At 74.4% G+C, this 25680-nt stretch carries 26 protein-coding genes; 8 read left to right on the forward strand and 18 right to left on the reverse strand.

The annotated features are described in order from the left end of the window. Nucleotides 1–130: 130 nt before the first annotated feature. The 10 genes from Q7T67_RS04800 to Q7T67_RS04845 form a co-directional block, all read right to left on the reverse strand. Nucleotides 131–1333, reverse strand: coding sequence for a substrate-binding domain-containing protein (locus tag Q7T67_RS04800; RefSeq protein ID WP_304786546.1), 1203 nt, complete (start codon nucleotides 1331–1333; stop codon nucleotides 131–133). Nucleotides 1334–1574: 241 nt separating this feature from the next. After that, on the reverse strand, nucleotides 1575–2750 hold the full coding sequence (locus Q7T67_RS04805) for a thiolase family protein (protein ID WP_304786548.1): 1176 nt from the start codon (nucleotides 2748–2750) through the stop codon (nucleotides 1575–1577). Beyond that, complete coding sequence (locus Q7T67_RS04810) at nucleotides 2747–4291, reverse strand: class I adenylate-forming enzyme family protein (protein WP_304786550.1); 1545 nt, start codon at nucleotides 4289–4291, stop codon at nucleotides 2747–2749. The genes Q7T67_RS04805 and Q7T67_RS04810 overlap by 4 nt, the downstream gene beginning before the upstream one ends. Next, on the reverse strand, nucleotides 4288–4716 hold the full coding sequence (locus tag Q7T67_RS04815) for a Zn-ribbon domain-containing OB-fold protein (RefSeq protein WP_304786552.1): 429 nt from the start codon (nucleotides 4714–4716) through the stop codon (nucleotides 4288–4290). Before Q7T67_RS04815 ends, Q7T67_RS04810 begins: the two co-directional genes overlap by 4 nt. Next, on the reverse strand, nucleotides 4713–5582 hold the full coding sequence (locus Q7T67_RS04820) for a hypothetical protein (protein WP_304786555.1): 870 nt from the start codon (nucleotides 5580–5582) through the stop codon (nucleotides 4713–4715). Before Q7T67_RS04820 ends, Q7T67_RS04815 begins: the two co-directional genes overlap by 4 nt. Beyond that, nucleotides 5582–6439, reverse strand: a complete 858-nt coding sequence (locus Q7T67_RS04825) for a hypothetical protein (protein ID WP_304786557.1) — start codon at nucleotides 6437–6439, stop codon at nucleotides 5582–5584. Before Q7T67_RS04825 ends, Q7T67_RS04820 begins: the two co-directional genes overlap by 1 nt. Then, nucleotides 6436–7206 carry a FadR/GntR family transcriptional regulator gene (locus Q7T67_RS04830; RefSeq protein WP_304786559.1) on the reverse strand — a complete coding sequence of 257 codons (771 nt, stop codon included), beginning with the start codon at nucleotides 7204–7206 and terminating at the stop codon, nucleotides 6436–6438. The genes Q7T67_RS04825 and Q7T67_RS04830 overlap by 4 nt, the downstream gene beginning before the upstream one ends. Further along, nucleotides 7203–8843: an AMP-binding protein gene (locus Q7T67_RS04835; RefSeq protein WP_304786561.1), complete on the reverse strand. Its 1641-nt coding sequence runs from the start codon at nucleotides 8841–8843 to the stop codon at nucleotides 7203–7205. The genes Q7T67_RS04830 and Q7T67_RS04835 overlap by 4 nt, the downstream gene beginning before the upstream one ends. Then, nucleotides 8840–9652, reverse strand: coding sequence for an enoyl-CoA hydratase/isomerase family protein (locus tag Q7T67_RS04840; protein ID WP_304786563.1), 813 nt, complete (start codon nucleotides 9650–9652; stop codon nucleotides 8840–8842). The genes Q7T67_RS04835 and Q7T67_RS04840 overlap by 4 nt, the downstream gene beginning before the upstream one ends. Nucleotides 9653–9731: 79 nt before the next feature. Continuing rightward, on the reverse strand, nucleotides 9732–11879 hold the full coding sequence (locus tag Q7T67_RS04845) for a hypothetical protein (RefSeq protein ID WP_304786565.1): 2148 nt from the start codon (nucleotides 11877–11879) through the stop codon (nucleotides 9732–9734). Nucleotides 11880–11989: 110 nt separating this feature from the next. Here Q7T67_RS04845 and Q7T67_RS04850 point away from each other — a divergent pair, with 110 nt between their 5' ends. Continuing rightward, the gene (locus Q7T67_RS04850; protein ID WP_304786567.1) at nucleotides 11990–12340 is read left to right on the forward strand and encodes a Na-translocating system protein MpsC family protein; all 351 of its coding nucleotides are present in this window, start codon (nucleotides 11990–11992) and stop codon (nucleotides 12338–12340) included. A gap of 246 nt (nucleotides 12341–12586) precedes the next feature. Here Q7T67_RS04850 and Q7T67_RS04855 read toward each other — a convergent pair whose 3' ends face one another. From Q7T67_RS04855 to Q7T67_RS04875, 5 genes are all read right to left on the reverse strand, one after another. After that, nucleotides 12587–13558, reverse strand: coding sequence for a patatin family protein (locus Q7T67_RS04855; protein ID WP_304786569.1), 972 nt, complete (start codon nucleotides 13556–13558; stop codon nucleotides 12587–12589). A 111-nt stretch (nucleotides 13559–13669) separates the two neighbouring features. Continuing rightward, the gene (locus tag Q7T67_RS04860; protein ID WP_304786570.1) at nucleotides 13670–14191 is read right to left on the reverse strand and encodes a PAS domain-containing protein; all 522 of its coding nucleotides are present in this window, start codon (nucleotides 14189–14191) and stop codon (nucleotides 13670–13672) included. Between the two features lie 65 nt (nucleotides 14192–14256). After that, nucleotides 14257–14820, reverse strand: a complete 564-nt coding sequence (locus Q7T67_RS04865; protein WP_304786572.1) for a CinA family protein — start codon at nucleotides 14818–14820, stop codon at nucleotides 14257–14259. A 32-nt stretch (nucleotides 14821–14852) separates the two neighbouring features. Beyond that, nucleotides 14853–16427 carry an MFS transporter gene (locus Q7T67_RS04870; protein ID WP_304786575.1) on the reverse strand — a complete coding sequence of 525 codons (1575 nt, stop codon included), beginning with the start codon at nucleotides 16425–16427 and terminating at the stop codon, nucleotides 14853–14855. 217 nt (nucleotides 16428–16644) lie between these two features. Beyond that, on the reverse strand, nucleotides 16645–18108 hold the full coding sequence (locus Q7T67_RS04875) for a glutamate decarboxylase (RefSeq protein ID WP_304786577.1): 1464 nt from the start codon (nucleotides 18106–18108) through the stop codon (nucleotides 16645–16647). Between the two features lie 161 nt (nucleotides 18109–18269). Between Q7T67_RS04875 and crcB (Q7T67_RS04880) the strand changes: the two genes are divergently transcribed. Both crcB (Q7T67_RS04880) and crcB (Q7T67_RS04885) read left to right on the forward strand, forming a co-directional pair. Further along, nucleotides 18270–18734, forward strand: a complete 465-nt coding sequence (gene crcB, locus Q7T67_RS04880) for a fluoride efflux transporter CrcB (protein ID WP_304786579.1) — start codon at nucleotides 18270–18272, stop codon at nucleotides 18732–18734. After that, nucleotides 18731–19096: a fluoride efflux transporter CrcB gene (gene crcB / locus Q7T67_RS04885; protein WP_304786581.1), complete on the forward strand. Its 366-nt coding sequence runs from the start codon at nucleotides 18731–18733 to the stop codon at nucleotides 19094–19096. The genes crcB (Q7T67_RS04880) and crcB (Q7T67_RS04885) overlap by 4 nt, the downstream gene beginning before the upstream one ends. A gap of 151 nt (nucleotides 19097–19247) precedes the next feature. Here the strand turns inward: crcB (Q7T67_RS04885) and Q7T67_RS04890 are convergent, their stop codons facing one another. Beyond that, nucleotides 19248–19757 carry a MarR family winged helix-turn-helix transcriptional regulator gene (locus tag Q7T67_RS04890; RefSeq protein ID WP_304786583.1) on the reverse strand — a complete coding sequence of 170 codons (510 nt, stop codon included), beginning with the start codon at nucleotides 19755–19757 and terminating at the stop codon, nucleotides 19248–19250. 68 nt (nucleotides 19758–19825) lie between these two features. On the opposite strand from Q7T67_RS04890, the gene Q7T67_RS04895 reads away from it, so the two are divergent. Continuing rightward, complete coding sequence (locus tag Q7T67_RS04895; RefSeq protein ID WP_304786585.1) at nucleotides 19826–20128, forward strand: GNAT family N-acetyltransferase; 303 nt, start codon at nucleotides 19826–19828, stop codon at nucleotides 20126–20128. Then, complete coding sequence (locus Q7T67_RS04900) at nucleotides 20125–20403, forward strand: (4Fe-4S)-binding protein (protein ID WP_304786587.1); 279 nt, start codon at nucleotides 20125–20127, stop codon at nucleotides 20401–20403. The genes Q7T67_RS04895 and Q7T67_RS04900 overlap by 4 nt, the downstream gene beginning before the upstream one ends. Before the next feature lie 272 nt (nucleotides 20404–20675). Here Q7T67_RS04900 and Q7T67_RS04905 read toward each other — a convergent pair whose 3' ends face one another. Further along, complete coding sequence (locus tag Q7T67_RS04905) at nucleotides 20676–21107, reverse strand: SRPBCC family protein (RefSeq protein ID WP_304786589.1); 432 nt, start codon at nucleotides 21105–21107, stop codon at nucleotides 20676–20678. Between the two features lie 169 nt (nucleotides 21108–21276). On the opposite strand from Q7T67_RS04905, the gene Q7T67_RS04910 reads away from it, so the two are divergent. The 3 genes from Q7T67_RS04910 to Q7T67_RS04920 all read left to right on the forward strand — a co-directional run bounded on the left by Q7T67_RS04910 (nucleotide 21277) and on the right by Q7T67_RS04920 (nucleotide 24693). Beyond that, nucleotides 21277–22119 (forward strand): alpha/beta fold hydrolase, encoded by an 843-nt coding sequence (locus tag Q7T67_RS04910; RefSeq protein ID WP_304786591.1) that lies wholly within the window; start codon nucleotides 21277–21279, stop codon nucleotides 22117–22119. A gap of 198 nt (nucleotides 22120–22317) precedes the next feature. Then, on the forward strand, nucleotides 22318–23820 hold the full coding sequence (locus tag Q7T67_RS04915) for an MFS transporter (protein ID WP_304786593.1): 1503 nt from the start codon (nucleotides 22318–22320) through the stop codon (nucleotides 23818–23820). Nucleotides 23821–23988: 168 nt separating this feature from the next. Then, nucleotides 23989–24693 carry a TetR/AcrR family transcriptional regulator gene (locus Q7T67_RS04920; RefSeq protein ID WP_304786595.1) on the forward strand — a complete coding sequence of 235 codons (705 nt, stop codon included), beginning with the start codon at nucleotides 23989–23991 and terminating at the stop codon, nucleotides 24691–24693. A gap of 73 nt (nucleotides 24694–24766) precedes the next feature. Here Q7T67_RS04920 and Q7T67_RS04925 read toward each other — a convergent pair whose 3' ends face one another. After that, entirely contained in the window at nucleotides 24767–25609 is an 843-nt protein-coding gene (locus tag Q7T67_RS04925) for a helix-turn-helix transcriptional regulator (RefSeq protein ID WP_370695361.1), read from the reverse strand. Nucleotides 25610–25680: the final 71 nt, after the last annotated feature.

Genomic DNA, 25680 nt, shown 5'->3' on the forward strand with positions numbered 1-25680 from the left:
TGTCCGCCGACACAATTGAGCCTCGTCGGCGTGGAACGTACAGTCCACCCCGCTGGACGAGTGTCACCACCCGTACACGCGGGACCGGGGCCGGCCCGCGGGCGGGCCCCGGTCCCCCGGTCCACGGCGGTCAGTCGTCGAGCTTCCAGAGCGCGCGGTACTGCTTCTGGTAGTCCGGCACGGAGCCGATCAGCGGGGACTTCGGGTCGGGCACGTCCGTCACGATCTGCTGCGGCATCAGCCGCGAGGTCGTCGTGTCGTCCCCGTTGAAGACCCGCTGCGCCAGGTCGATGACCTGCCAGCTGGTCTGCCCGATCGGCAGGGCGCCACCGGCCCACTCCTGGCCGTTGGCGATGTTCTGGTAGTTCGTGCTCGCCGGGTCGCGCGTGATGATCTTCACGTCGCTGCGACCGGCGGCCTTCAGCGCCGTCCCGACGCCCTGGCAGAGGTCGCCGAAGCCGCAGAGGACGTACTTCGTGTCGGGGTGCTGCTGCAGGTAGGCGGTGACCTTGGGGGCCAGCTTGCCGACGTCCGACGCCGCGACCTGCTGCAGGTCGAACGAGCACTCGGCGCACATCTTCTCCATGTACGCGTCGATCGACTTCGTGAAGACGTCGATCATCGCGTACTGCTTGACGCTGAAGCCGACCACGTCGGCCTTCATGTCGCCGTCGGCGGCGAGGAACTCCGACGTCTGGATGCCCGCGGCCATGTAGAGCGGATCGTCGACGGCCACGTAGAGCGCGCCGTCGACGGGCTTCACGCCGGAGGACCACTGGATGACCGGGATCTTCAGCCGCTCCAGCTCGGTGAGCTGCTTGTCGAGGTACTCGCGGGGGATGCCCGAGCCGATGACCATGTCGGGCTTCAGGCCGATCGCGCGGTCGTAGGCCTGGGCGAACTCCTCGGGGCTCGTGCCGACGTCGATGCCCGTGACCTTCCAGCCGAGCAGCTCGGCGGCCTGCTTCTGCGCCTCGAAGTACTCGATGGCGATCGGGACGCCGGTGTAGAGGATCGCGATCTCCTTGCCGGGCTCGGCCTTCTTCGAGACCGGCTCGGTGGCGAGGAGCTTCGTCGGGACCTCCTGGTACGCGGCGACGCGGGGCGCGAGCTCCTCCTTCGTGGCCGGCTTCTCCAGGGCGTCGAGACCGGTGACGGCCTTGAACGCCGCTGCGGCCTCCGGGCTCGCGAACGGGCCGGTCGAGGCGGCGGCGGACGAGCCGGCCGAGGTCGACGCCCCGTCGGATGATTCGTCCCCGCCGCACCCTGCGGCGAAGAGTCCGACGGTCAGTGCACAGGCCACCGTGACCAGACTGCGTGGTGCGTGGAGCATGTCCCTCCTCGGGATCGACTACGTGGGACGCCGGGCCGCTGTGTGATGGCGGACACGATCGTCGCACCAATGTAACTATCATCATGAATGGCGTCAAGCGTGCGTGAACGCCGTGTGCCGGCGACCGGCCGGACCCGTGCCGAACCCGCCGGATCCGGGCCGCCGGCGACCCTCTGCCGGCGACCCTCCGGTCCCTCGTCGATCCCGTCGGACGATGTCCGCCGGACGCCTGCGTGGACCGTCAGCGGTCCGGGCCGAGCAGCACCACGTTGTGGTACTGCGCGCCGGCCCCGGCGCCCGCGGCCAGCGCCACCTGGGCCCCGGCGACCTGGCGGTCCCCGGCCTCGCCACGGACCTGCCGGACGCCCTCGATGATCTTCAGCGTCGGCGCACCCCAGCCGATGTGGCTGAACGAGAGGACGCCGCCGTCGGTGCAGGTCGGCAGCCCGCCGTCGACGCCGATCCCGCGCTCGCGCACGAGGTCGCCGGCCTCCCCCTCGCCGCAGAGGCCGATCGCCTCGAACTGGCGGAGGACCTCGTAGGAGTTGACGTCGTAGAGCTGGAACGCGTCGACGTCCTCCGGCCCCAGGCCGCACATGGAGAACGCCCGCCGCGCCGCCTTCGCGCCCACGGTGCGGACCTCCTCGTACCGCGGCGGGTCGACGTACTGCTGGCGCATCCACTCCATGCCGCCGCCCAGCACCACGACCGGGGCCTTGCGACACGCGCGGGCGCGCTCGACCGTGGTCAGGACGAGGGCGGCCGCGCCCTCGTTGGCCAGGCACAGGTCCAGGCGGGTGAACGGGTCGACGACCTTCGGGGCGTCCAGGACGTCCTGCGCCGTGTACGGCCCGCGGCCGTGCATGACGGCCTCGGGGTTGGCCGAGCCCGTGTTGCGGATCGCCGCCGCCACCTCCGCCATCGCGCCCCGGGCCTCCGGGAACCGGTGGAGGTAGCGCTGGGCGACGAGCGCGAACTGGGTCGAGGTGAACGACCCGTAGGGCTCGACGAACTCGTTGGCCGGTCGCGTGTACTTCGCGACCTTCCCGGCCTCCGCCTCCATCACGCCGGCCTGGCCCCCGGTGATCAGCACGGTCTCGCACAGCCCGGCGCCGATCGCGGCGGCCGCGTCGAGCACGGCGGGGACGCCCTGGGGATACGAGTCGCCGATCCAGTCGACGTGGATGCCCAGCAGCCCGGCCCAGTCCGCCGAGCCGGGCTGGAAGACGGTGCCGCCCGGCCCCGGCCACCGCGCGGCGATGCCGTCGACGTCGTCCTTCGTCAGGCCGGCGTCGGCGAGCGCGGCCTTCGCGGCCTCGAGGCTCGCGTGCAGCGACGTCGTCCCCAGCCGCCGTGCCTGCGTCGTCGCGCCGACCCCGACGATCGCGACGTCGGAGAGCCGCCCCCGCCCGCTCACCCGACCTCCGCCGCCAGCAGCACGTCGCGCACCTCGCGCTTGGCGAGCTTGCCCACCGCGTTCTTGGGCAGCCCGTCGAAGAACGCGATGCGCTCCGGGACCTTGACGCTCGGCAGGCCCTGCTCGCGGCACCAGGCGCGCAGCCCGGCCTCGTCGACCGCCGCCCCGTCCTTCAGCGCGACGCCCGCCGCGAGCGCCTCGCCCCACTCGGCGTCGGGCACGCCGACGACGGCGGCCTCCAGCACGGCGGGATGCGCGTAGAGGACGTTCTCGATCTCGGACGGCACGATGTTGAAGCCGCCGCGGATGATCAGGTCCTTCATGCGGTCCACGACGTAGAGGTACCCGTCGGCGTCGCGCAGGCCGATGTCGCCGGAGTGCATCCAGCCGTCGATCAGCGCGGCGTCCGTACGCTCGGGATCGCGGTGGTAGCCCTTCATCGTGTGGGGGCTGCCGAAGACGATCTCGCCCCGCTCCCCGTCGGCGACGTCGCGCATCTCGCCGTCGACCACGCGGACGTCCATGACGCACGACGGACGACCGCACGAGGCGAAGATGCCGTCCTCGCCGGCGAACGCGCGGGCGTGGTCCTCCTTGCGCAGCATCGTCCCGATCGACGCGACCTCGGCCATCCCGTAGAGCTGGGTGAAGCGGGGCCCGAAGCGCCCGACGAGCTCGCGCACGCGGGACGGGGGGATCGGGGCGGCGCCGTAGCCGATCGTCGTGAGCGTGGGGATCTCGTCGCCCGACACGCCGGCCTCGAGCAGGCGGAAGAGCATCGTCGGCACGAGGTACGTGTGCGTCGCGCCGTGGCGTGCGACCGCGTCGGCGAACCGCCGCCCGTCGAAGCCCCGGGCCTCGTCGAAGATCACCGTCCCGCCGACGAGGAGGAGGGGCAGCAGCGTGATCTGCACGCTCGAGTTGTGGGGCAGCGCGACGAGCCACCGCGACCCGGCGTCGAGCTCGAACTCCATCACGGCGACGGTCGCGTGCTGCACGACGGCGCCGACGTCGAAGAGGACGCCCTTCGGCCGACCGGTCGTGCCGCTGGTGTAGACGAGGCAGAAGTCGTCGTCCGAGCGGATCTCGTGCAGCGCCTCGGGGGTCGTCGACGCCGCGCGGGCGAGGAGCGCCTCGAAGCCCTGCTCGCCGGCGTCGTCGAGGTCCACGAGGCGGCAGCCGTGGCGCTCGGCCAGGCGGGTCGCGAGCTCGCGGTGCTCCTCCCCCGCGATCAGCACCCGCGGGGCGGCGTTCTCGAGGATCGAGTCGTACTCCTCCTCGCCGAGGCGGAAGTTCAGGCCGCAGTAGATCGCGCCGGCCTTGGCGCAGCCCCCCAGGACCTCGACGACCCCGGTGCGGTTGGCCGCCAGGAGCGCGACGGCCTCGCCGCGGGCCACGCCGAGCTCGTCGCGCAGCGCGTTGGCCAGGCGGTCCGTGCGCTCGTCGAGCTCGCGGTAGGTCAGGCGCTCGTCCCCGTCGACGACGGCGACCGCGTCGGGCGCGCGACGCGCCGTGCTCCGCAGGGCGACCCCGACGTTCATCGTCCGGCCCCCGCGTCGACGGGCCGGAAGACCGGCAGCGTGAGCTCGTCGTCGAGCTCCAGCCAGTCGACCTCGACGGCGGTCCCGATCGCGACGGGCTCCGCCCCCGTCCCCACGAGGTTGCTCAGCATCGTCCAGTCCTCCTCCAGGTCGACCATGACCACGTGGTAGGGGCTCGTGAACCCCGGGTACGGCGCGCGGTGCACGACGGTCGCGCTGTAGACCGTGCCGCGGCCCGTGCTCGGCGTCCACGTCGACGCGGTCGACAGGCACGCCGGACAGGCGATCTGCGGCGTGAAGCGGCTGCGGCCGCAGTCGTCGCAGACCTGACGCACGAGGCGGTGCTCGCGGGCGGCGTCCCAGAACGGGCGGGTCAGGTCCGACGGCTCGGGCCGCGGGCGCTCGGCGACGTCGACGGCGCTCACCCCTCGCCCCCGACCAGCAGCCGGTGCGCGGCCTCGGCGACGGTCATGCCGACCGCGACGCCCCGCGCCTCCGCGGGGCCGTTGCAGGCGCTGATGCGCCCCTCGGCGTAGCCGCGGAACGCGTCGCCGATCGGGGCGGTCGTGCCGTCGATCGTCGCCCCGGCCAGCCCGGCGTCCTCGGTGGTCTTCAGCCCCGTGATGCCGGAGCGGTTCTTCGACATGCCGCCGTCGTGGCAGATGAAGCCCCACGGGTTGGCCTCGAGCAGGAACGACGCGCCGCTGCGGCCGGTGTGCCCGGCGGTCACCAGCACGCTGCGGCCCTCGTCCTCGGGCAGGGCCCAGACGATCGAGTCGGTGACGACGGTGCGCCGACCGCTCGGGTGCTCCTCGACGACCTCGCGGCGGATCTTGTTGCCCACCTCGACGTCGGTGGCGTCGGTGTCGCGCAGGAGGAACGCGGCCTCGCGGACCGCCATCCCGGGGCGGACGCCGATGATCTCGGCGGGGTAGTTGACGTACGAGATGACGCCGTGCTCCCACAGGTCGCGGCCGTTGCCCATCTCGGCGGTCATGCCGGCGGCCGTCGCCGACGGGATGCCGAGGGCCTCGAGGTACCAGAGGCCCGCGATGCCGGCCGCGTCCTTGCCGACGCACGCGTCGTGGCCGATGACCCCGCGCGGCCGGTGGATGGCCATCATCCGCGCGGGCAGCACGCCGACGTAGGACGCCGGGACGACGACGTCGGTGTCCGTGTTGCGGCCGTCGACCCAGCGCGCCGAGTCCAGCACGACGATGCGGCGGCCGTCGCGCTCGTCGACGACGTCCTGGGGGTGCTCGCCCTCGCGTTCCAGCAGGGTCTGGCTCATCACGGTGCCTCGGTCTTCGGGTCGTCGGACGCCAGCAGCCGGGCGGCCTCGCGGGCGGGCTGCCCGACGCGGACGCCCCGGCGGCGCGCCGGGAGGTTGGCGGCGCTGATCACGCCGTCGTCGTAGGTGCTGCGGCCGTCGCCCATGCGGGCGGTGCGGCCGTCGACGGTCGCACCGGCCAGGCCGTCGGCCTCGACCTCGCGCAGCCCGGCGGTGCCGGAGTCGTCGCGGCCGCCCCCGCCGTCGGAGCAGATGAACCCCCACGGGGCGACCCGACGCAGGTACGGGACGGCGCTGCGACCGGTGTGGCCGGCGGTCACGAGCACCGTACGCCCGCGGTCCTCCGGCAGGCCGAAGGCGATCGAGTCCGTGCAGACGACCTCGCGGCCGTGGGCCTCGTCGACGACGGTGCGCCGCGTGGCCTCGGACGGCGCGAGCTCGACGGGATCGCGCTCCAGCAGCAGCTCCGCGGCCTCGCGGACGCCCATGCCCGCCGCCACGCCGCAGCGCTCGGCGAGGGCGTTGACGCGGCTGACGGTGGCGCTGCGGTGCATCTCGACGCCGTCGCCGAGGACCACCGTGTCGATGTCGGCGGTCGCCGCGGGGATGCCGAGCGCCTCGAGGAACCACAGGCCCGCGATGCCGGCCCCGTCGGGACCGATCCCGCAGTCCACGCCGATCGCGCCGCGCGGGGCGTGCTCGGCGACGAACCGCGCCGGCAGGACGCCGCAGTACGAGGCGTTGACGACGACGTCCCGGCCGCGGTTCTCGGCGCGGGTGTCGTAGGCCGAGTCGACCGCCACCACGCGCCCGCGCGCGGACTCGTGGACCACCGCCTGCGGGGTGTCGGCGCTCACGTCAGGGAGTCCCAGCGGATCGGGGCGTCGATGGCCTGCGGGTAGAAGCGCTCGAGGTACGTGCCGTAGTCGTGCATGTGGACCGCCATCGCGGCGGCGGCGCGCTCCCCGTCCCCGGCGGCGATCGCCTGGTAGATGCGCCGGTGCTCGCGGGCGACCGAGGCGCGCTGCACGTCGGAGTACTCCACGCCGAGGACCGTGCCGTCGACGATCCAGTTCAGCGAGCCGAGGACCATCGAGAAGACCTCGTTGCCGGCGGCCTGGCCGACCTCGGTGTGGAAGGTCTCGTTCTCGGCGAGGAAGACCTCGGCGTCGTGCAGGTCCGCCTCCATCCGGCGGACCGACTCGTGGATCCGCTCGAGCTGCTCGGGCGTCCGGCGCGCGGCGGCGCGGCGGGCCATCCCCGGCTCGAGCGTGGCCCGGGCCTCGAGGACGGACCCGAACGGCGCCCCCTCGAGCTGCAGCATCATCGCGATGATGCTCGCCAGGTGGCTCGACCCCGGCGCGTTGACCACGGGCCCGCCGCCGGGGCCGGTGCGGATGGTGATGACGCCCTGCATCTCGAGGAACCGCAGCGCCTCGCGCAGCGTGCCGCGGGCCACGCCGTAGGCCTCGAGCATCTCGCGCTCGGGCAGCAGCGCCGCGCCGGGCTGGAGGCCGCCGTCGGCGATCTCGCCGACCAGCCGCTGGGCCAGCAGCGTCGCGGTCTTCTTCGGCTTGTGGCCGTTGGCGCGCCGGGCGGCGCGCCCCTGGGGCGTCGTGCTCATCGCGCCGCCCCGGCGGCGGCGGTCGCCAGCTCCAGCGCGAGCTCGCGCAGCTCGAGCTTGCGGACCTTGCCCGACGGGGTCATCGGCAGCCGGTCGAGGACCGCGACGTACTCCGGACGCGCAAAGGCGGGGAGCCGCGCGTCGCACCAGGCGCGGACGTCGTCGAGTGCGAGCTCGGCCCCCTCCAGCGGGACCACGAACACGGCGACCTCGTCCTCCCCCGCCTCGGTCGACGCGGGGGCCGCCACGGCCGCGCACTCGGCGACGTCGGCGTGGCCAAGCACCGCCTGCTCGACCTCGTAGGAGGAGATGTTCTCGCCGCGCCTGCGGATCGCGTCCTTGAAGCGGTCGACGAAGTAGAACCAGCCGTCCGCGTCGCGCCGCAGCGCGTCGCCGGTGTGGAACCACAGGTTGCGCTGGGCCTCCGCGGTCTTCTCCGGCATCCCGTAGTAGCCGGCGCACATCGTCCACGGTGCCTTCGTGCGCACCAGCAGCTCGCCGACCTGCCCGACCTCGACCTCGCGATCGGTGTCCGGGTCGACCAGGCGGACGTCGAACCACTCGTCGACGAGCAGCCCCGCCGCACCGGACGGGCGCTCCTCGCCGTAGGGGGAGAGGAACGGCATCGACGTCTCGGTCAGCCCGAAGGACTCGACGAACGCCTCGACGCCGAAGCGCTCGCGGAAGCCCTCGACGATCGAGCTGGCGGTCGGGGCGGCGAAGATGCAGCGCAGGGCGTTGTCGGCGTCGTCGGGCCGGGCGGGCTGCTTCCAGGTCCAGTCCATCATCACGCCGACGAAGTTCGTCACCGTCGCGCCGCAGTCCCGCAGCTGCGGCACCCAGCGGCTGGCGCTGAACTTCTCCTGCAGGACGAACCGGGCGCCCGCCAGGAGCGCCGGGTACGCCGCGAGGAACTGGGCGTTGCCGTGGAACAGCGGCCCGACGCACATGTAGACGTCGTCGTCGGTCAGGCGGGTCAGGGACGCGCCCTCCTGCGCGAAGAAGAGCATGTGCGCGTGGGGCATCATCACGCCCTTCGACAGGCCCGTCGTGCCGGAGGTGAAGAGCACGCAGGCCAGGTCGTGCGCCCGGACCTCGGGCAGCTCCGCCGGCGGGGCGGCGGACAGGGCGCTCCAGGGACGGGCGTCGAAGCCGGCCTCGGCGAGCACCGCGATCGCGTCGTCCCGCGCGGCGCCGTCGCCGAGGACGAAGAACGCGTCGATCGAGCCGTAGGCGTCGGAGCCGGTGGTGAAGCGCCCGGCGTACTCCGGGTCGACGACCGCGACCTTCGGGGCGGTCGTGCGCACCTGGTGCTCGAGGAAGCTGCCGGCGTAGGCCGTGTTGATCGGCACCTCGGCCATGCCCGCCAGGGCGGCGCCGAACCAGCTCAGCACGAGCTCGCCGGAGTTGGCCGCCATGATCAGGACGCGGTCGCCGGGCGAGGCGAGCCCGAGCAGGCCGGAGGCGATCGCCTCGGAGGCCTCCAGCGTCTCGGCGTAGGTCCAGCGACCGCCCTGCGACGGCACGTCGAGGTAGACGCGGTCGCCGTGCGTGCGGGCGCGCTCGCGCAGCACGTGGGGCAGCGTCCACTGCGTCTGGTCCTCGAAGATCGGGTGCAGGTCGCGGTAGGTCCTCACGAGGCCGTCCCCCCGTCGGTCGCGGTCGGCCGGAAGTCCGGGCGGCGCTTCTCCATGAACGCCTGCGCGCCCTCCATCATGTCGCGCGAGCCGACGGCCTGGCCGAGCATGCCCAGCCCGGACAGGTAGCTGTCGCGCATCTGGTTCCACCAAACGTTCGAGCTGATCTTCGCGATCTCCAGGTAGCGCGGGCTCAGCGCGAGGATCTCCTCGCCCCACCGCGCGACGGCGGCGTCGAGCCCGTCGTCGTCGACGACCTCGTTGATCCAGCCGAGCTCGAGCGCCTGCTCGGCGGTGTAGCGGCGGCAGAGCATCGAGATCTCCTTCGCGCGCTTCTCCCCGACCGACATGGCGAGCATGTTCGTCCCGCCGAGGATCGGCGCACTGCCCACCCGCGGGCCCGTCTGGCCGAACTGCGCGCTGCGCACCGCGATCGCGAAGTCGCACGCGACGACGAGCTCGTTGCCGCCGCCGAACGCCCCGCCGTTGACCGCGGCGACGACCGGGCGGGGGCTGCGGCGGATCTCGTCGAAGAGGCGGAACGACGCGTCGAACATCGCGCGGACCTCGCGGTCGTTCGCGTCGGCCAGGTTGGCCAGGTAGCCGCCGGCGCAGAACCCCTTGCCCGTCCCGGTGATGACGATCATCGCCGCGTCGACGCTCTCGCGGACCGCGCTGATCACCTGCTCGCCCATCGCCGCGTCGTAGGCGTTGCGGCGCTCGGGACGGTTCAGCGTGATCCACGCGACGTCCCCCCGCTGCTCGAGGAGGACGTCGGGTGCCGGGTCCTGGGGGTGACCACCGTTCATATATTCATTATACTTAGTTCCTCAGGGGGTGGGGACTTTCCGTGTCGGCGGTCACGGTGCGGCGGCCTTCCCGCGTCCCTCAGACGCCGTCCCGGTTGAGCTCCCGCACCACCTCGAAGAGGTCGCCGCGACCGTAGAAGTCCACCGCGATCGCGTTCGGGGTACGGCCCAGCCGGGCGCGACAGGCGCGGACCCGTCGGCGCAGGACCTCCGCCGTGTTGACCCGGGCCGCCCGGCCGGCCGGCGGCGGGAAGCGGTCGACCCAGTGGTTGGCGATCAGGAGCGGGGAGTCGGCCGTGCCGCGCGAGGGGTCGCACGATCCCGGGTCCTCCGTGAACCCGTCGATCGAGGTGTTCTGCGCGAAGAGGAACGCGGGCTGCAACCAGGACGCGTCGCCGCCGTCGCCCTCGTCGAGCACGATCAGCCGCCGCCCGCTCGTGACGAGGTCGCGCATCCGCGGCATCGGTCCTCGGCGCGGCAGCGTGACGACCGAGTCCTCGAGGTCCGCGTCGCGGAACGCGCCCTCGATCTCGTCCGGGGCGACGCTCGACTCGAGCATCAGGACGACGACCTCGGAGCGGTTGCGCTCCATCCACCCGCGGACGTCGCGCAGCACCGACCCGAACCCCTCGGCCCCCAGCTCGCAGAGCGTGTGGCACGCGTAGATCCGGCGCTCGCCGCCCGACGGCACGAGCCCCAGGCGGCCCGCCAGGCGCTCCGCGGCGCCGATCGCGTCGGAGCCCAGCTGGGCGGCGACCCGGTTGCGGGTGGTGCCTTCCGCCTGCAGGTCCGTCCGCACGCGGCCGTCGCGGTTGACGACCCCGTAGTGCGGGTCGACCATGAGCAGCCGGATCCCGTCGTCGAGCTGCCGCGGGATCGGGCGCCGCTGGTTGGCGAAGAGCCAGCCCGGGCGGTCCGCCGCGGACATCGAGTTGTGGGTCCCGGGGAAGACGACCTGGTCCAGGCGACGCCCGCAGATCGCGGCGGACCCGTTGCACGTGGCGACCTCCCGCGGCTCCAGCGGGTCGCTCCCCCGGTCCCGGGAGACCACGAGCGCCGTGCCGACGCCGACGAGGACGAGGACGAGCGCGGCGAGCGCCGCGGCCACCAGGGCGCGACGGCGGGGCGGGCGACGGCCCGCCGCCGACGGACGACCGTCGGCCGACCCGCCGTCCCCGTCCGGCCGGCCGTCCCGCGCCGTGCGCAGCGGCGTGACGACCTCGGCCAGCCCCGCCACCAGGAGCACGAGCCCGACCGCCGCCACGACGACGCGGGCCAGGAGCCCGAGGTCCAGCAGCACGACGACGCCGAGGACGGCCAGGGCCAGTCCGCGCAGCACGCGGGCGGGCACCGGGAGCGCGCCCCCGGCGAGGGCCGCTGCGCCGCGGCGCAGCACGGCCTCCCGGTCGACGCGCGAGGCCACGAGCACGACGCTCCCCGCCGCCACCGTCCCGAGCGCCGCGACCGCCAGGAGGATCCGCTGGAGGTCACCCGCCAGCGCGTCCCAGGTCGCCCGCGCCGCCGCGCGCACCTCGTCGTCGTCGACGACCCCCACGGCGCCCGCGTGGGAGACCACCTCGGCCTCCAGCGCGGTCGTGGCGAGCGCACCGAGGAGCCCGCCGGCGGCCACGGCCACGCCCGCGCCGAACAGGGCGCGCCGGCGGTCGACGGCGGTGGCGAGGAACGCGACGAGCGCGAGCAGCCCGAGCCCGAGCACCGGCCACGCGACCCCCGACACCCGGTCCGCCGCGCGGGTGGTCGACGACGCGACGTCGGACCGGCGGATGGTGGCGATCTGGGGTCGGAGGTCCTCGGGGAGCCCCCGGGCCAGCTCCGGCGACGCGGTGCGCAGCGCCGGCAGCAGTGCTCCTCGCAGCTCCGACAGCTCGACCGCGACGTCCGTGTCCCCGCGCAGGAGCACCCCGTGGGCGGTCACGGCCGCACGCCGGAACACCCGCTCGAACTGCGCGGTCTGCAGCACCGCCTCGACCGCCGTCAGCACGAGCGGCCGCGCCGACACGAGGTCCGGGGAGCGGCGCTCGAGCAGGTCGACGGCGACCTCCTCGGCGATCACGGACTGCACCGCGTCGGAGCGCAGCGCCCCGACGGCGCGGTCGGCGAACGCCTCGGGCTCGGCGAGCTCGACCCGCACGTACACCGCCGTGACGCCCGCGATCACGAGCGCCACGGCGAGGGCGAGGAGCGTGCCTCGTCGCAGCCGACGCATCCCGACGTGTTCTACCGGAGGCGGGCCGCGGCCCGCCGTCGGACGCCTCCCGGGACGGCCCCGGGAGGATCCGTTGCCCGTCCGAGGCCCCCGCCCGCCACACTCCGTGCATGAGCGAGAACGAGAGCGCGGCCGTCGACCGCGCGCTGACGGATGCCGTGGTGCGCGCGCTCCGCGCCCTGACGGGCCGCGGGGCCACCTCGGCCCGGGGATTCATCAACGGGGACACCGCCGTCGTCGTCATGTACGACGCCCTGACCGAGGGGGAGCGCAACCTCGTCGCCAAGGGCCACGCGGACCAGGTCAAGGAGCTGCGCTACACCTACCAGCGGGCGATGGCCGACGAGGTCGTGCCCGCCGTCGAGCAGGCCGTCGGGCGCAAGGTCGAGGCGTTCATGAGCGCCAACCACGTCGATCCCGACCACGCGGTCGAGGTCTTCATCCTCGGCGACGCGCTCTGAACCGCGGGCGCGCGGGCCGGGCGGCCGCGGCCCGCATCCGCCGCGCCACGCGTCGATCCAGCCCGACGGGGCCGGCACCGCGGGCCCCTCGGACCCCGTCTGCCACCCGCCCTGCGTGTCGCTTCGCACCGGGGCCCCAGGTGTGGCGCCCCGCGGGACGGGCAGACGGTGGGCACGGCGGTTCGCATCGTGACCCGGTGCGGACCGTCGCCACCCCTTCGCGCCGTCGCCGGTGCCGGGTCCGCGCTACGCCGGGCCCGGCCCGTCGGAGCCCAGCAGCTCGTGCACGGTCCGCCGCCCGGCCTCCAGGCCCGCCACGACCCGCAGGTGGTCGCGCTCAAGCCGGCCGATGTCCGCCGTCCCCTCGGGCGGACGGACGGAGAGCACGGCCGGCGACCCGTCGCGCCGACCCTGCAGCGCGTCGAGCTCCTCGTCGTCCCGGAGCAGGCGCGCCGCCCGGTCGACGAACGCCGCCGCGACCTCGGCGCTGTGGCGCCGCAGGTAGCGGGCCGCGATCGCCGTGCTGCGGCCGCCGTCGGAGATCTCCTGCTCGTCGGCGCGGCGCGACCGCAGCACCAGGACGTGGGTGGCCCCGTGCTCCAGCGCCATCCGGAACGGGACGGCGGCGGAGAGGCCGGCGTCGAAGAAGCGCCGCCCGCCGAGCGCGACCGGCGGGCCGGAGAGGAGCGGCAGCGCGGTGCTCGCGCGCAGGGCGAGCTTGAGGGTCGGCGCGTCGTGCACGTACGGCGCCAGGTCGGTGGCCCGGCCGGTCGCCGCGTCCGTGCCGACGGCGTGCAGCCGGACCGGACTGGCGACGATCCGGTCGAAGGGCATCGGCGTCAGCCGCTCGTAGACCACCTCGGTCAGGTACCGGCCGTCGACGAGCGGCCGGCCGCGGAGCAGGTTGCGGCGCCGGACCGTCGCGGTCCGGAGCACCGGGTCCGTCCACGCCGGCAGGCCGGCGGCGGTCGCGCCGCCCGAGAACCACGCGGCGTTCAGCGCGCCCGCCGAGGCGCCGTAGACGTCGTCGAACGCCTCGCGCGCGCCGAGCTCCTCGAGCGCCATCGCCATGCCGCCGCTGATCGCGCCGCGCATGCCGCCGCCCTCGATCACGAGCGCGAGCCGGTGCCCGTCGCCGCGCTGCCCGGGCCGGCTCCCGGCCGCGATGCGTGCCGCGATCAGCCGGGTGACGGGGTGCGACGAGAGGGCCTCCGGCATCGGGGCGATGCTAGAGCGGCCCCGCGGCGCGTGCCGGGTCGAGCGGCGGCGGTAGGCCCGACGCGGTCCGCACCGACGCGGACGGGCCGGCTCCGGCTCTGCCGTCCCGCGTCAGCCGGCGACGTGGTTCATCAGGAGGACGGCCTGACCGTCGGCGTCGAGCCGCCGCGTGTGCAGCCGCATCGTGATCGGCACGCCGTCGCCGCGGACCACGTCGAAGACGTCCTCGTGGAGCCCGTCGGCGTAGGCGGCGGCGAGGTGCCGGCGCATCTGCTGGCGGTCGGTCCAGGTCCGCTCCCCGAACGGCGTCTCGGCGACGTCGCGGTGGTCCCGGCCGACCACGCGGGTGACGGCGGCGTTCATGTAGAGCACCTGGCCGTCGGGGTGCACGATCGCGAAGGCGTCCGACGCGCGGTCGAACAGCCCGCCGCCGTCGTGCGCGGCGGGGCCGAAGGCCCGGAGCACGGCGAGCAGGACCCGCAGGGTGCCCGTGACGGTCTCCAGCGTGGTCACCGCGCCCCGCAGGACACCCCGATCGGCGCTGGTGCCGGTCAGCTCCGACAGGTCCTGCCGGGCGGTGAAGACCGACTGCAGCGCGAACTCCAGCTCGACCTCGATGACGTGCCGCAGCACCTGGGGCGCGCCGGGCTCAGGCGGTGGGCCTCCGTCGGATGGCGATCGATCGACTTCCTCGTGCGTCACTCGGGCAGATCGTAGTGCCGACGGTCGTGCACCGACGCGGTTCCAGCCTTGTCCGCGGGGCCCCGGACGCTCGCCGGGCCGCCGCGCCCCACCAGCTCGAGCGCCCGCACCGCGAACGCCTCCATGTTGCGCACGCGGTCGCCCGAGCCCGTCAGCACGTTCTCCGTGGTGGTCCCCGACGGCCCCGAGGCGGCGACCCAGGAGTGCCCGACCGGGTCGCCGTAGGGATTCGGGCGAGGCCCCGAGGCGCCGGTCTCGCCGATCCCCCAGTCCGCACCCATCCGGCGGCGCGCGGCGTCGGCGAGCCAGCGGGCCAGCGGCTCCGTCGCGCCACGACCGCGGGCCAGGGGCGAGGCGTCGGCGCCGAGCTGGAGGTCCGCACCCTCGAGCGTGTAGATCACGAAGCCGCCGCGGAAGTACGCCGAGGCCCCGTCCTGGGCGAGCAGCGCCGCGGCGATCAGCCCGCCGGCGGAGACCTCGGCGACCGCCACGGACTCGCCGCGTGCGCGAAGCCGGTCGGCGGCATCGGCGGCGGCGGAGAGGACGGCGTCGGGCAGCACCGCGCCAGGCTATCCCGGCGCCGGGCGCGTCCTCAGGCGGCCGCCGCGATCGCCCGCGTGTCGGCGGCGTCGTCCTCCGCGACGCCCGGATGGGCGGGCAGCCACAGCAGCACGAGGATCGCGCCCACGAGCGAGACGCCCGCCGCGACGAGGCAGCCGGCCTGCAGACCGTCGAGGAACCCCGACTGGGCGGTGCTCGCCAGGGTCGCGGCCGCGCCCGCATCGCCGTCCCGGGCGATCCCCCCGGCGGTCAGCATCGCGGCGCCGATCGACTCGCGGGCGGTCTCGAGGACCGGTCCGGGCAGCGACGATCCCGAGAAGGCGTCGCGGTAGAGCGACAGCGCGACGCTGCCGACGACGGCGACGCCGAGGGTGCCGCCGAGCTCGCGCGTGGCGTCGTTGACGGCCGACCCGACGCCGGCCTTCGCCGTGGGGACGACGCCCATGATCGCCTCGGTGGCCGGCGCGCTCGTCAGGCCCAGGCCCGAGCCCATGAGGACCATCTGCAGCGCCATCGTCAGGTACGCCGTGTCCGCGTCGACGGTCGACGTCCACGCGAACCCGACCGCGAACATCAGCAGCCCGCCGGCGACGACGAGCTTCGTGCCGAAGAGGACGGCGATCCGCGACCCGGCGATCGACAGGATCGCGGTGCAGGTGGCGAACGGCAGCAGGCGGACCCCGGCGCTGAAGGGCTCGTAGCCCTTGACGAACTGGAAGTACTGGGTGATCAGGAAGATGAACCCGAACAGCGCGAAGAACGCGAACGTGATCGAGAGCGCGGCCGCCGTGAAGCGCAGGTTCTTGAAGATCCCGACGTCGAGCATCGGGTGCTCGACGCGGCGCTCCAGGACGACGAAGACGAGGAGCACGAGGAGCGCCCCGGCGAGCAGGCCCAGCGTCGTCACCGAGCCCCAGCCGTGCTCGGGCGCCTCGATGATCGCGTAGACCAGCAGGCCGAGGCCCGCGATGGAGAGGGCGATCCCGCCGAAGTCCAGCGGCGGGGTGGCGGGGTCGCGCGACTCCGGTATCCGCAGGATCGCCCCGACCAGGGCGAGGACCGCGACGGCGCCGGGGAAGATCAGCGTGCTGTTCCACGAGACGTGCTGCACGAGGAAGCCGCCGACGACCGGGCCCAGCGCGATCGCCAGACCGGCCGCTGCGCCCCAGAGCCCGATCGCCTTGGCCCGGCGGACGCGGTCGGAGAACACGTCGGAGATGATCGACAGCGTCACCGGGAAGATGACCGCCGCGCCGACACCGGCGACGGCCCGCCAGGCGATCAGCTGCCCCGGCGACCCGGCGGTGGCCCCGCCGAACGACGCGAACGCGAAGAGCGTCAGGCCGAGCACCAGCAGGCGCCGCCGGCCGAAGCGGTCCGCGAGGGTGCCCGCCGCCAGCACGAGCGCGGCGAACGCCAGGTTGAACGCGTCGACGATCCAGAGGAGGTCCGTCGTGGTCGCCCCGAGGTCCTCGGTCAGCCGCGGCAGCGTGATGTTGACGATCGTCGTCGAGAGGTTGATCACCAGGACCGCCGCGCAGACGACCAGCAGGATCACGCGCTCCCTGCCGGTGAACGCGGACGACGGTGGTGCGGCGGAACTCATCCGCGGGCACGCTAGTCCGCCGATGTGACAATGTCAAGACAGCCGGTGCTCCGCCAGCGCTGATCGTCGCCTCAAGCGACCGACGGCCGCCAGGGCCGTGGCCCGGCGCGACCGATCCCCCGGGACACCGGCCCGACCGCCTCCCGGGCACGGGCCCCCGGAGCCGGGCTGCCGAGGCCTCGGGCAGCCACCGCCGGGGCCCGGGTCCGCCCGCGCCTCAGCCCTTCGAGCCCTCGCGCCGGTGGGCGCCGTGCGAGAAGTCGGCGTGCTCCGCGCCGCGCTGCGGGCCGCCCTGCTTCGCCAGCCGGTCCAGCGCCCGGCCGACGTCCGCGAGCAGCAGGTCGCCCAGGTCGTCGCTGAAGCCGTTGCGGACCACGACGCGCAGGACGTGGAGGTCGTCGCGGGCCTCGACGAACGGGTACGCCGGGACCAGCCACCCGCGTTCGCGCAGCGTCGCCGACACGTCGTAGACGGAGAACGCGTCGACGTCGTCGGCCAGCGTCACCGCGAAGACCGGCAGCTCGTCGCCGCGGGTCAGCGCCCGGAACGCGCCGGTGTCCTCGAGCCCCGAGGCGAGCCGCATCGCGGTGTCGCGCGAGCCCCGCTGGACGCGCCGGTAGCCGTCCATGCCCAGGCGCAGGAACTGGAAGTACTGCGCGACGACCTGCGCGCCGGGCCGCGAGAAGTTCAGCGCGAACGTCGGCATGTCGCCGCCGAGGTAGCTGACGTGGAAGACGAGCTCCTCCGGCAGCAGCGCCTCCTCGCGCCACAGGGCCCAGCCGACCCCGGGGTAGACGAGGCCGTACTTGTGGCCCGACGCGTTGATCGACGCGACGCGCGGCAGCCGGAAGTCCCAGACGAGGTCCTCGTCGAGGAACGGCGCGATGAAGCCGCCCGACGCCGCGTCGACGTGCAGCGGCACGTCGAGTCCCGTGCGCTCCTGCAGGTCGTCGAGCGCGGCGGCGATGTCGGCGATGGGCTCGTAGGAGCCGTCGAAGGTGGAGCCGAGGATGCCCACGACGCCGATCGTGTGCTCGTCGCACTGCGCCACGGCGGTCGGCGCGTCGAGGTGGAAGCGCTCGCCCTCCATCGGCACCAGGCGCGGCTCGACGTCCCAGTAGCGGGCGAACTTCTCCCAGCAGACCTGGACGTTGGCGCCCATCACGATGTTCGGGCGGTCCGTGGACTCCCCCGCCCCCCTCCGTCGGGCCTCCCAGCGACGCTTCAGCGCCAGGCCGGCGAGCATCGCCGCCTCGCTGGAGCCGGTCGTCGAGCAGCCGACGGCCGTGGTCGCCCCCGCGGTGCCCTCGGCGTCGCCGGGCTCCCCGCCGTCCCGGTCCGGCGCGTTCCACAGGCGGCCGAGCATCGCCACGCAGCGGGCCTCGAGCTCCGCGGTCTGCGGGTACTCGTCCTTGTCGATCATGTTCTTGTCGAAGACGGAGGCCATCAGCTCGCGGGCCTCGGGCTCCATCCACGTCGTCACGAACGTCGCGAGGTTCAGGCGCGCGTTGCCGTCGAGGAGCAGCTCGTCCTGGACGATCCGCTGGGCCGCGCGCGGGTCCATGCTCGACGCCGGCAGCGCGTCGCGCGGCACCGGGTCCACGACCGACCCGTGCAGCGGGTTGACCGCCAGCGACGAGCGGCGGGGACGCCTGGACGGATCGGACCGGTGCAGCGGCATGGGCCGAGCGTACGCCGCGCGGGGTGCCGGGCATCGCGGGTGGCGCGCCGGGCATCGGGGGCGGCGCGCCGGGCATCAGGGGGTGGCGCGCCGGGGGCGGTCCGGCGGGTCGGAGCGGCCGTCGCGCCTCGGACGGCCCGGCGGAGGATCATGCCGGGTCGATGGCGCGGGACGGACGACTGATCGCGGCGCTCGCCGCCGGCGGCTTCGCCGGCACCGTGCTGCGCGCGTCGCTCTCGGAGCACTGGGCGCACGACCCGGCGAGCTGGCCGTGGGCGACGTTCGTCGTCAACCTGGCGGGCGCCTTCGTGCTCGGCCTCGTCGTGGCGGGCCTCGCCCGGCGCGCCGAGCCCTCGCCCCGGCTGCGGGCGCTGCTGGGAACCGGCTTCTGCGGCGGCCTGACCACCTTCTCGACGCTGCAGCTCGAGGTCCTGCGGATGCTCGACCACGACGCGGTCGGGCTCGCGGTCGGCTACCTGGCCGCGAGCGTCGTCGCCGGGCTGGTCGCCGTGTCCTGCGGGGTGCGCCTCGCCCGAGCGCGTGGCGGCGGCGGCCGGGACGGGGACGGCGGCCGCGACGACGCCGGCCGCGACCACGACGCGCGGGCGACGGGGGGCGCGTCGTGAGCACCGGCACCCTCCTGCTCGTGGGGCTCGGCGGCGCCCTCGGCACGGTCCTGCGGTACCTCGTCGACACGACCGTCGCCCGGCGGTGGCCGGGCGCGTTCCCGACCGGCACCCTGGTCGTCAACCTCACCGCCGCGCTCCTGCTGGGCCTCCTCGTGGGGCTGACCTCGTCGACGACCACGACCCTGGTCGTCGGTGTCGGCCTGCTCGGCGGCTACTCGACGTTCTCGACCTGGATGCTCGAGACCCACCGCCTGGCGCAGGACGGCGCGCTGCGGCTGGCCGCGCTGAACGTCGCCCTCCCCGCGACCGCGGGTCTCCTGGCGGTCCTGGTCGGCCGGGCGCTCGGCCGGCTGCTCTGACCCCCGGGGGCGACCGTGGGCCGCGGCGACCTCGGGCCTCGGGCGGCCGGCTGCTCCGACCCCCGGGGTCGACCGTGGGCCGCGGCGACCTCGGGCCCCGGGCGGCCGGCTGCTCCGACCCCGAGGTGTCGACCACCGGACCGCCCCGACCTCAGGCCCCGGCGTCCGCCGCCCCGTCCCCCGCGTCGAGCCGTTCGAGGTGCGCCGCGAGGGTCCGCATCGCGGCCGCCACCTCCGCCTGCCGGTCGGCGTCGAGGGCGTCGACGAAGACCTCCTTCACCGTCCGGAGGTGGGGCCCCGAGGCCGCCCGGAGCGCGGCCAGCCCCTCCGGGGTCAGGTGCACCTCGGTGCCGCGCTGGTCGCGGACGGAGGGCTCCCGGCGGACGAGACCGCGGGCGCACATGCGGGTGATCTGGTGCGACAGCCGGCTGCGCTCCCAGAAGACCGTCGTCGCCAGCTCGGTCGTCCGGAGCCACCGGTCGTCGGCCTCCGCGAGCGCGAGCAGCACCGCGTAGTCGCCCGCCGACAGGCCCGAGTCCGTCTGGATCGCCCGATCGATCCGCGCCTTGACGGCGATCGACGTCTCGATGAACAGCCGCCAGGCCTCGAGCTCCGTCGCCGTCGGCCGTCCGGCCCGTCCCCGTGGAGCCGGGTCAGCCATCGTGTAGCTTCCGTGACACGTCACCAAACGTAGCGCGCAGCCCGGCGCCACCACCGATCGAGAGCTCCATGTCCGAGACCCGAAACGACGAGCAGGCCAACCGGTACGAGATCGTCGAGGACGGCGTCGTCGCCGGCTTCGCCGAGTACGCGCTGGTCCGCGGCGAGCGGATCGTCTTCACGCACACGGAGATCGACCCGGCGTTCGAGGGCCGCGGACTGGGCTCGACGCTGATCGGCTTCGCCCTGGAGGACGCACGCGCGAAGGAGCAGGTCATCGTCCCCATCTGCCCGTTCGTGGCGAAGTACGTGCACCGGCACCCCGAGTACGTGCCGTTCCTCGACGAGCGGATCCGGAAGGCCTTCGAGTGAGCACGCAGGAGCCCGTCGCCGGCGGACCGCCCGCCGGCGTCCGGAGCTACGCGCTCCCGGACGGCCGCACCGCCGTGACGTTCGAGGCGGCCCTGTGCCGCCATGCGGCCGAGTGCGTGCGCGGCCTGCCCGCGGTCTTCGACACCAGCAAGCGCCCGTGGATCCAGCCCGACCGTGCCCCGGCGGACGCCGTCGTGGAGGTCGTGGGCCGGTGCCCGACCCGCGCGCTGAAGATCGTCCGGGAGGGCGACGCGGGCGCGGACTCCGGCGGCTGACGGGCCTCGATCGACCGCGCAGGCGACACCGATCCAGGTCTCACCCGGCGCCCCGCACCGAGACGCGCATCAGAGACCGCAGGCGACACCAATCCACGTCTCACCCGGCGCCCCGCACCGAGACCCGGATCAGAGGCCGCGGGCGGTACTGATCCGGGTCTCAGTCCCCGGGCCGCATCGAGACCTGGATCGTGGACGACCCGCACCCGCCCCCGCTCCCGAGGGACGGGCCCCACGACGGGCCGACCCCGCCCGGCCAGATGCCCCGCGGCTCAGCTCAGCTGCTTCTCCAGCCCCTCGCGCGCCTCGTTGCCGATGCGCTTGAGGAACAGGGCCATCACGGGCTCGGCGACCTTGCGCGCGCCCTTGAGCGAGATCTCGACCTCGTAGGTGACGGTCGAGCCGGCGCCCTCGGGGGCGACGGTGATCGTGTCGATCGAGACCAGGCTGTCGGTCTCGGCGCGCAGGACGACCTTCTGGCCGTCGACGAGCTCGATCGTCTCGTAGTCGAGCTCGACCTTCGTCATGCCGCTGCCCTGCACGACGTGGAACGTCGCGCCGACGCGGACCGGGTCACCGGTGCTGGTGACCGAGGTCTCGGTGATGTTCGGGTCCCAGTCCTTCGTGTTGGAGAAGTCCGCCATGTACGGGAAGACCTCGCCGACGGGCTTGGGGCTGTTCACGGTTCCGGTGTAGGTGGGCATGTCCGGGGTCTACCCTCAGCGACGCGAGAGACTCGCGATCGGGCCGGCGATCGTCCCCGGCGTCGCGGCCGATCCGCTGCCCCGCCCCCTCCGTCACCGCGACACGCCCCCGCCCGCCGGCGTGTCCGACGCCACGGGCGACCCGGCCCACCGCCCGTAGGATCGCGCCATGCCCGACCCGGTCCGCACCCACGTCGTCACCGTCGCGGGGGTCCGGACGCCCGTCGCCGAGCGGGGGCCGGCCGACGCGACCGAGGCCGTGGTGTTCGTCCACGGCAACCCGGGCGCCGGGGAGGACTGGGCCGGGTTGCAGGGTCGGCTGCCCGACGGGATCCGGGCGATCGCGCCCGACATGCCGGGCTTCGGGTCCGCCGACGCGCCGGAGGACTTCGACTACACCGTGGACGGCTACGCGACGCACCTGGCGGGCCTCCTCGACGCGCTCGGGATCACGCGGGCGCACCTCGTGCTCCACGACTTCGGGGGCCCCTGGGGGCTCGCCTGGGCCGCCCGCCGTCCCGCGCAGGTGGGGAGCCTCGTGCTGCTGAACACCGGGGCGCTCGTCGACTACTCCTGGCACCGCCTCGCGCGGATCTGGCGGACGCCGGTGGTCGGCGAGATCCTGATGGCCCTGTCGTTCCGCCCCGTCCTCGAGCGGGCCCTCGCGCTCGAGAACCCGCGCCTCCCGAAGGCGGACCTCGTCCGCGTCGCGGGGCAGCTCACCTCCCCCGGGACCAAGCGCGCCGTGCTGCGGCTCTACCGCGCGACGGACCCCGCCGGCATGGCCGCGGACATCGAGGCGCTGCGGGCCGTCGAGGCGCCGGTGCTGGTCGTCTGGGGCACGGACGACCGCTACATCCCGGCGGTGCAGGCGGTCCGGCAGCGCCGGACGTTCCCGCAGGCGCACGTCGAGACCCTCGACGGCCTGGGCCACTGGGCGTTCCTCGAGGAGCCCGAGCAGGTGGCGTCCTTCGTCGTGCCGTTCCTGCAGGAGCACGCGACCGCGGGGTAGGCGGGGCGGAACCCGTGCCCCACCGGGGTCCCGGCGAAAGCGGAGCGATCGATCCGTCTTCACACCCCAGAAACGGAGTGCGCGATCCGGTCGTGCTACGGTCTCAACCGGATCGCATGCTCCGCTTCATCGCGGAGCCTGCGCAGACACCCGCGGGAGCCTCGCCCGCGCGCCCCAAGACCTCGCAGGAGACGCCGTATGAGTACCGCCCCAACCACCAACAGGCGCGACATGATCGCCCTCTACGTCCTGTGCCTCGGGATGCTGATGATCGTCCTCGACGGGACGATCGTGAACACCGCGCTGCCCGTCCTGAAGGACAGCCTGAACTTCTCGGACGGCAACCTGACCTGGGTGCTGAACGCCTACCTGATCCCGTTCGGCGGCCTGCTGATGCTGTCGGGCCGCATCGGTGACCTGATCGGCCAGCGCCGCATGTTCCTCTGGGGCATGTCGCTCTTCACCTTCGCGTCGCTGCTCTGCGGCCTCGCGGAGAGCCAGGAGGTGCTGATCGGTGCTCGCTTCCTGCAGGGCGTCGGCGGCGCGCTGGGCTCGTCGGTGATCCTCGGGATGATCATCACGATGTTCCAGGAGCCCCGCGCACAGGGCGAGGCGATCGGCATCTACTCGTTCGTCGCCTCGGCCGGCGGGTCCGTCGGGCTGCTGCTCGGCGGCGTCCTGACCGACCTCCTCTCCTGGCACTGGATCTTCTTCGTCAACCTGCCCATCGGTGTCGCGACCGTCGTCCTGGCCTACCGCCTCGTGCCGCACCGCCCCGGCCTCGGCCTGAAGGAGAACAAGGTCGACGTGCCCGGTGCGCTCATGCTCACCGGCGGCCTCATGATCGCCGTCTACGCCATCGTCGGCGTGGAGAAGGAGGGCTGGGGCTCGACGCAGACCCTCGGCCTCGCCGCGATCGCCCTGGTCCTGCTGGTCGGCTTCGTCGTCCGCCAGGCCCGGATCGCGCACCCGCTGCTGCCGCTGCGGATCTTCCGCTCGCGCAACGTGACGGGCGCCAACCTGGTGCTGCTCGGCGTCCTCGCCGGCATGTTCTCGGTCTTCTTCTTCGGCGCCCGGTACGCCGGTGAGGTCCTGGGCTACAGCCCGGTGGAGATCGGCTTCGCGTTCCTGCCGCTGACCCTGCTGATCGGCCTCGTCTCGACGAAGCTCGCCCAGCCGGTGTCCGAGCGCTTCGGGCCGCGGCGCGTCCTGATCGGCGGGCTGACCTCGATCGTCGCCGCGGTCCTGCTGTTCACGCAGACCCCGGTCGACGGGAACTACTTCGTCAACGTCCTGCCGTCGATGCTGCTCCTCGGCCTCGGTGCCGGCCTGAGCTTCACGTCGATCATGGGCCTGGCGATGTCGGGTGCGACCCCGGAGGACTCCGGCATCGCGTCGGGTCTGGTGAACACGTCGATGCAGGTCGGCGGCGCCATCGCGCTGTCGGTCCTGGCGACGTTCGCCGCCGAGCGCACCACCTCGAAGCTCGCCGACGGTGCCAACCAGCTGGAGGCCCTGAACTCGGGCTTCCACGTCGCCTACCTCATCGCGGCGGGCATCGTGGGTCTCGCGATCGTCGCGGCGGTGCTGATCCTCGAGGACGAGAAGGCGCCTTCCGGTGACGCGGCCGCCGTCGCGCCGTCGGAGTTCGGCCACCACGAGGACCAGGCCGACGCCCGCGTCCTCTCCGAGGTCGGCTGAGGTGCCGGGGCGGGACCGACCGGCGGCGCGCGTCGCCGGCCCGCCCGCCCCGGCGGCGGGGTCCACCGCGGTGGACGCCCGCGCGCGGACGCCCCACGCCCCGACGGGCGGCGCGCCGGATCGCCCGGACCGCACCGCCCGGCGGGCCCCGTCGGTTAGCCTCACCTCATGAGCACGGTGATCGTGGAGAGCGCTCCCGAGCAGGAGGGCACCGAGGACGTCGCCCGGCCGCTCCGCGCCGACGCCCGGCGCAACCGCGAGCGGGTGCTCGCCGCGGCCACCGAGGTCTTCGCCGAGCAGGGCGCCGAGGCCAGCGTGGCCGAGATCGCGCGCCGCGCCGGCGTCGGTGCCGGGACGCTCTTCCGGCACTTCCCGACGAAGCACGACCTGCTCCTCGCCACCCTGGAGGTCGGCTTCGACGACGTCCAGGCCGCCATCGAGCACGCCGAGACCTTCGACGACGGCTGGCAGGGCCTCGTCCACGTCCTGACGGTCTGCGCCGAGATCCAGGCGCGCGACCGCGGCTTCCTCGAGTCCGTCGGCCCCGAGCTCTTCCAGGAGCCGACCCTGCAGCGCCGCAACGCCCAGCGCATGGCGTCGCTCAGCGCGGTCCTGCAGCGCGCCCAGGCCGACGGCCTCGTGCGCGACGACCTGCGGGCCGAGGACGTGCCGTTCCTGATCAGCGCGGTCGGCGGCGCGACGGGCAAGTGCGCCCGCGGCGGCGCGATCGACCCCGAGCTGTGGCGCCGCTACCTCGGCATCGTCCTCGACGGCATGCGCCCGGCCGGCGCGTCCCCGCTCCCGGTCGACGCCCCGACGTTCGAGCAGCTGACGTCGTCGTGCCAGGCGACCGCGGTGTCCGGGACGGACTGAGCCCGGGCCCTCGGGCCGGCTCCCGGGTCGGGCGCGGGCCCCCACCGGGCGCGGCCTCGGTGTGCCGGTCGCGTCAGCCGGCGGGCGCGAAGCGCTGGTCGCCGACGACCCGCAGCAGGTCGAGCTTCTCCCGGTCCTCGCTGCCCGGGACGGCGGTGTAGACGAGCAGGAACTGGCCCTCCCCCTCGCAGGCGAGGCGTTGACAGTTCAGCGTGATCGCGCCGACGGCGGGGTGGATCTTGCGCTTCGCGGCGTCCATGCGGACGGAGACGTCGTGCTCGTCCCAGAGCGCGGCGAACGCGGGGCTGCGCCGGCGGAGTTCGGCGACGAGGTCGCGGACCTCGGGGTCGTCGGGCGTCCGGGCCGCGGCGGCGCGCAGCCCGCCGACGAAGACGCGGGCGTGGTGGTCGTGGTCCTCCGCGGGGTAGCCCGCCCGCTCCTCCGGTCCCGCGAACCAGCGGAAGCAGATGCTCCGGGCGTGCCCCGTGAAGGTGGCGTGGTCGCCGTTGAGCGCGACGGCCATCGGGTTCTGGGCGAGGGTCCGACCGAGGTCGTCGACGACCTGCGCCGGCGTGTCGAGCCGGTCGAGCACGTGCAGAAGCGCCGGGCTCACGTGGCCGGAGCGCCCGTCCCGCGCCGGGGCGGTGTGGCCCGCGAGACGGAAGAGGTGGTCGCGCTCGTCCTGCGACAGGCGGAGGCCCCGGGCGATCGCCGCGAGCATGCTCTCCGACGGCTGCGGCCCGCGGCCCTGCTCCAGGCGCGCGTAGTAGTCCGTGGACATGCCCGCGAGCGACGCGACGTCCTCGCGGCGCAGGCCCGGCGTCCGACGACGCGGTCCGGGGTGCAGGCCGACGTCCCGGGGCTGCAGCACCGCGCGGCGGCGGCGCAGGAAGTCGGCGAGCTCCGGGCGGTCCACGCTCCCCATGATGCACCGGGGCCCGTACCGCAGCCAGGGATCGCCGGTCCCTGGTTCCACGCTCCTCTTCC

It is taken from the genome of Patulibacter sp., from assembly GCF_030655195.1.
Classification (GTDB): Bacteria; Actinomycetota; Thermoleophilia; order Solirubrobacterales; family Solirubrobacteraceae; genus Patulibacter.

Coding starts and splice junctions, on each gene's coding strand:
- Q7T67_RS04800 (WP_304786546.1), bottom strand. CDS start 1,333: ATGCTCCACGCACCACGCAGTCTGGTCACGGTGGCCTGTGCACTGACC.
- Q7T67_RS04810 (WP_304786550.1), bottom strand. CDS start 4,291: ATGAACGTCGGGGTCGCCCTGCGGAGCACGGCGCGTCGCGCGCCCGAC.
- Q7T67_RS04820 (WP_304786555.1), bottom strand. CDS start 5,582: ATGAGCCAGACCCTGCTGGAACGCGAGGGCGAGCACCCCCAGGACGTC.
- Q7T67_RS04830 (WP_304786559.1), bottom strand. CDS start 7,206: ATGAGCACGACGCCCCAGGGGCGCGCCGCCCGGCGCGCCAACGGCCAC.
- Q7T67_RS04840 (WP_304786563.1), bottom strand. CDS start 9,652: ATGAACGGTGGTCACCCCCAGGACCCGGCACCCGACGTCCTCCTCGAG.
- Q7T67_RS04845 (WP_304786565.1), bottom strand. CDS start 11,879: ATGCGTCGGCTGCGACGAGGCACGCTCCTCGCCCTCGCCGTGGCGCTC.
- Q7T67_RS04850 (WP_304786567.1), top strand. CDS start 11,990: ATGAGCGAGAACGAGAGCGCGGCCGTCGACCGCGCGCTGACGGATGCC.
- Q7T67_RS04855 (WP_304786569.1), bottom strand. CDS start 13,558: ATGCCGGAGGCCCTCTCGTCGCACCCCGTCACCCGGCTGATCGCGGCA.
- Q7T67_RS04870 (WP_304786575.1), bottom strand. CDS start 16,427: ATGAGTTCCGCCGCACCACCGTCGTCCGCGTTCACCGGCAGGGAGCGC.
- Q7T67_RS04875 (WP_304786577.1), bottom strand. CDS start 18,108: ATGCCGCTGCACCGGTCCGATCCGTCCAGGCGTCCCCGCCGCTCGTCG.
- crcB (WP_304786579.1), top strand. CDS start 18,270: ATGGCGCGGGACGGACGACTGATCGCGGCGCTCGCCGCCGGCGGCTTC.
- Q7T67_RS04890 (WP_304786583.1), bottom strand. CDS start 19,757: ATGGCTGACCCGGCTCCACGGGGACGGGCCGGACGGCCGACGGCGACG.
- Q7T67_RS04895 (WP_304786585.1), top strand. CDS start 19,826: ATGTCCGAGACCCGAAACGACGAGCAGGCCAACCGGTACGAGATCGTC.
- Q7T67_RS04905 (WP_304786589.1), bottom strand. CDS start 21,107: ATGCCCACCTACACCGGAACCGTGAACAGCCCCAAGCCCGTCGGCGAG.
- Q7T67_RS04910 (WP_304786591.1), top strand. CDS start 21,277: ATGCCCGACCCGGTCCGCACCCACGTCGTCACCGTCGCGGGGGTCCGG.
- Q7T67_RS04915 (WP_304786593.1), top strand. CDS start 22,318: ATGAGTACCGCCCCAACCACCAACAGGCGCGACATGATCGCCCTCTAC.
- Q7T67_RS04920 (WP_304786595.1), top strand. CDS start 23,989: ATGAGCACGGTGATCGTGGAGAGCGCTCCCGAGCAGGAGGGCACCGAG.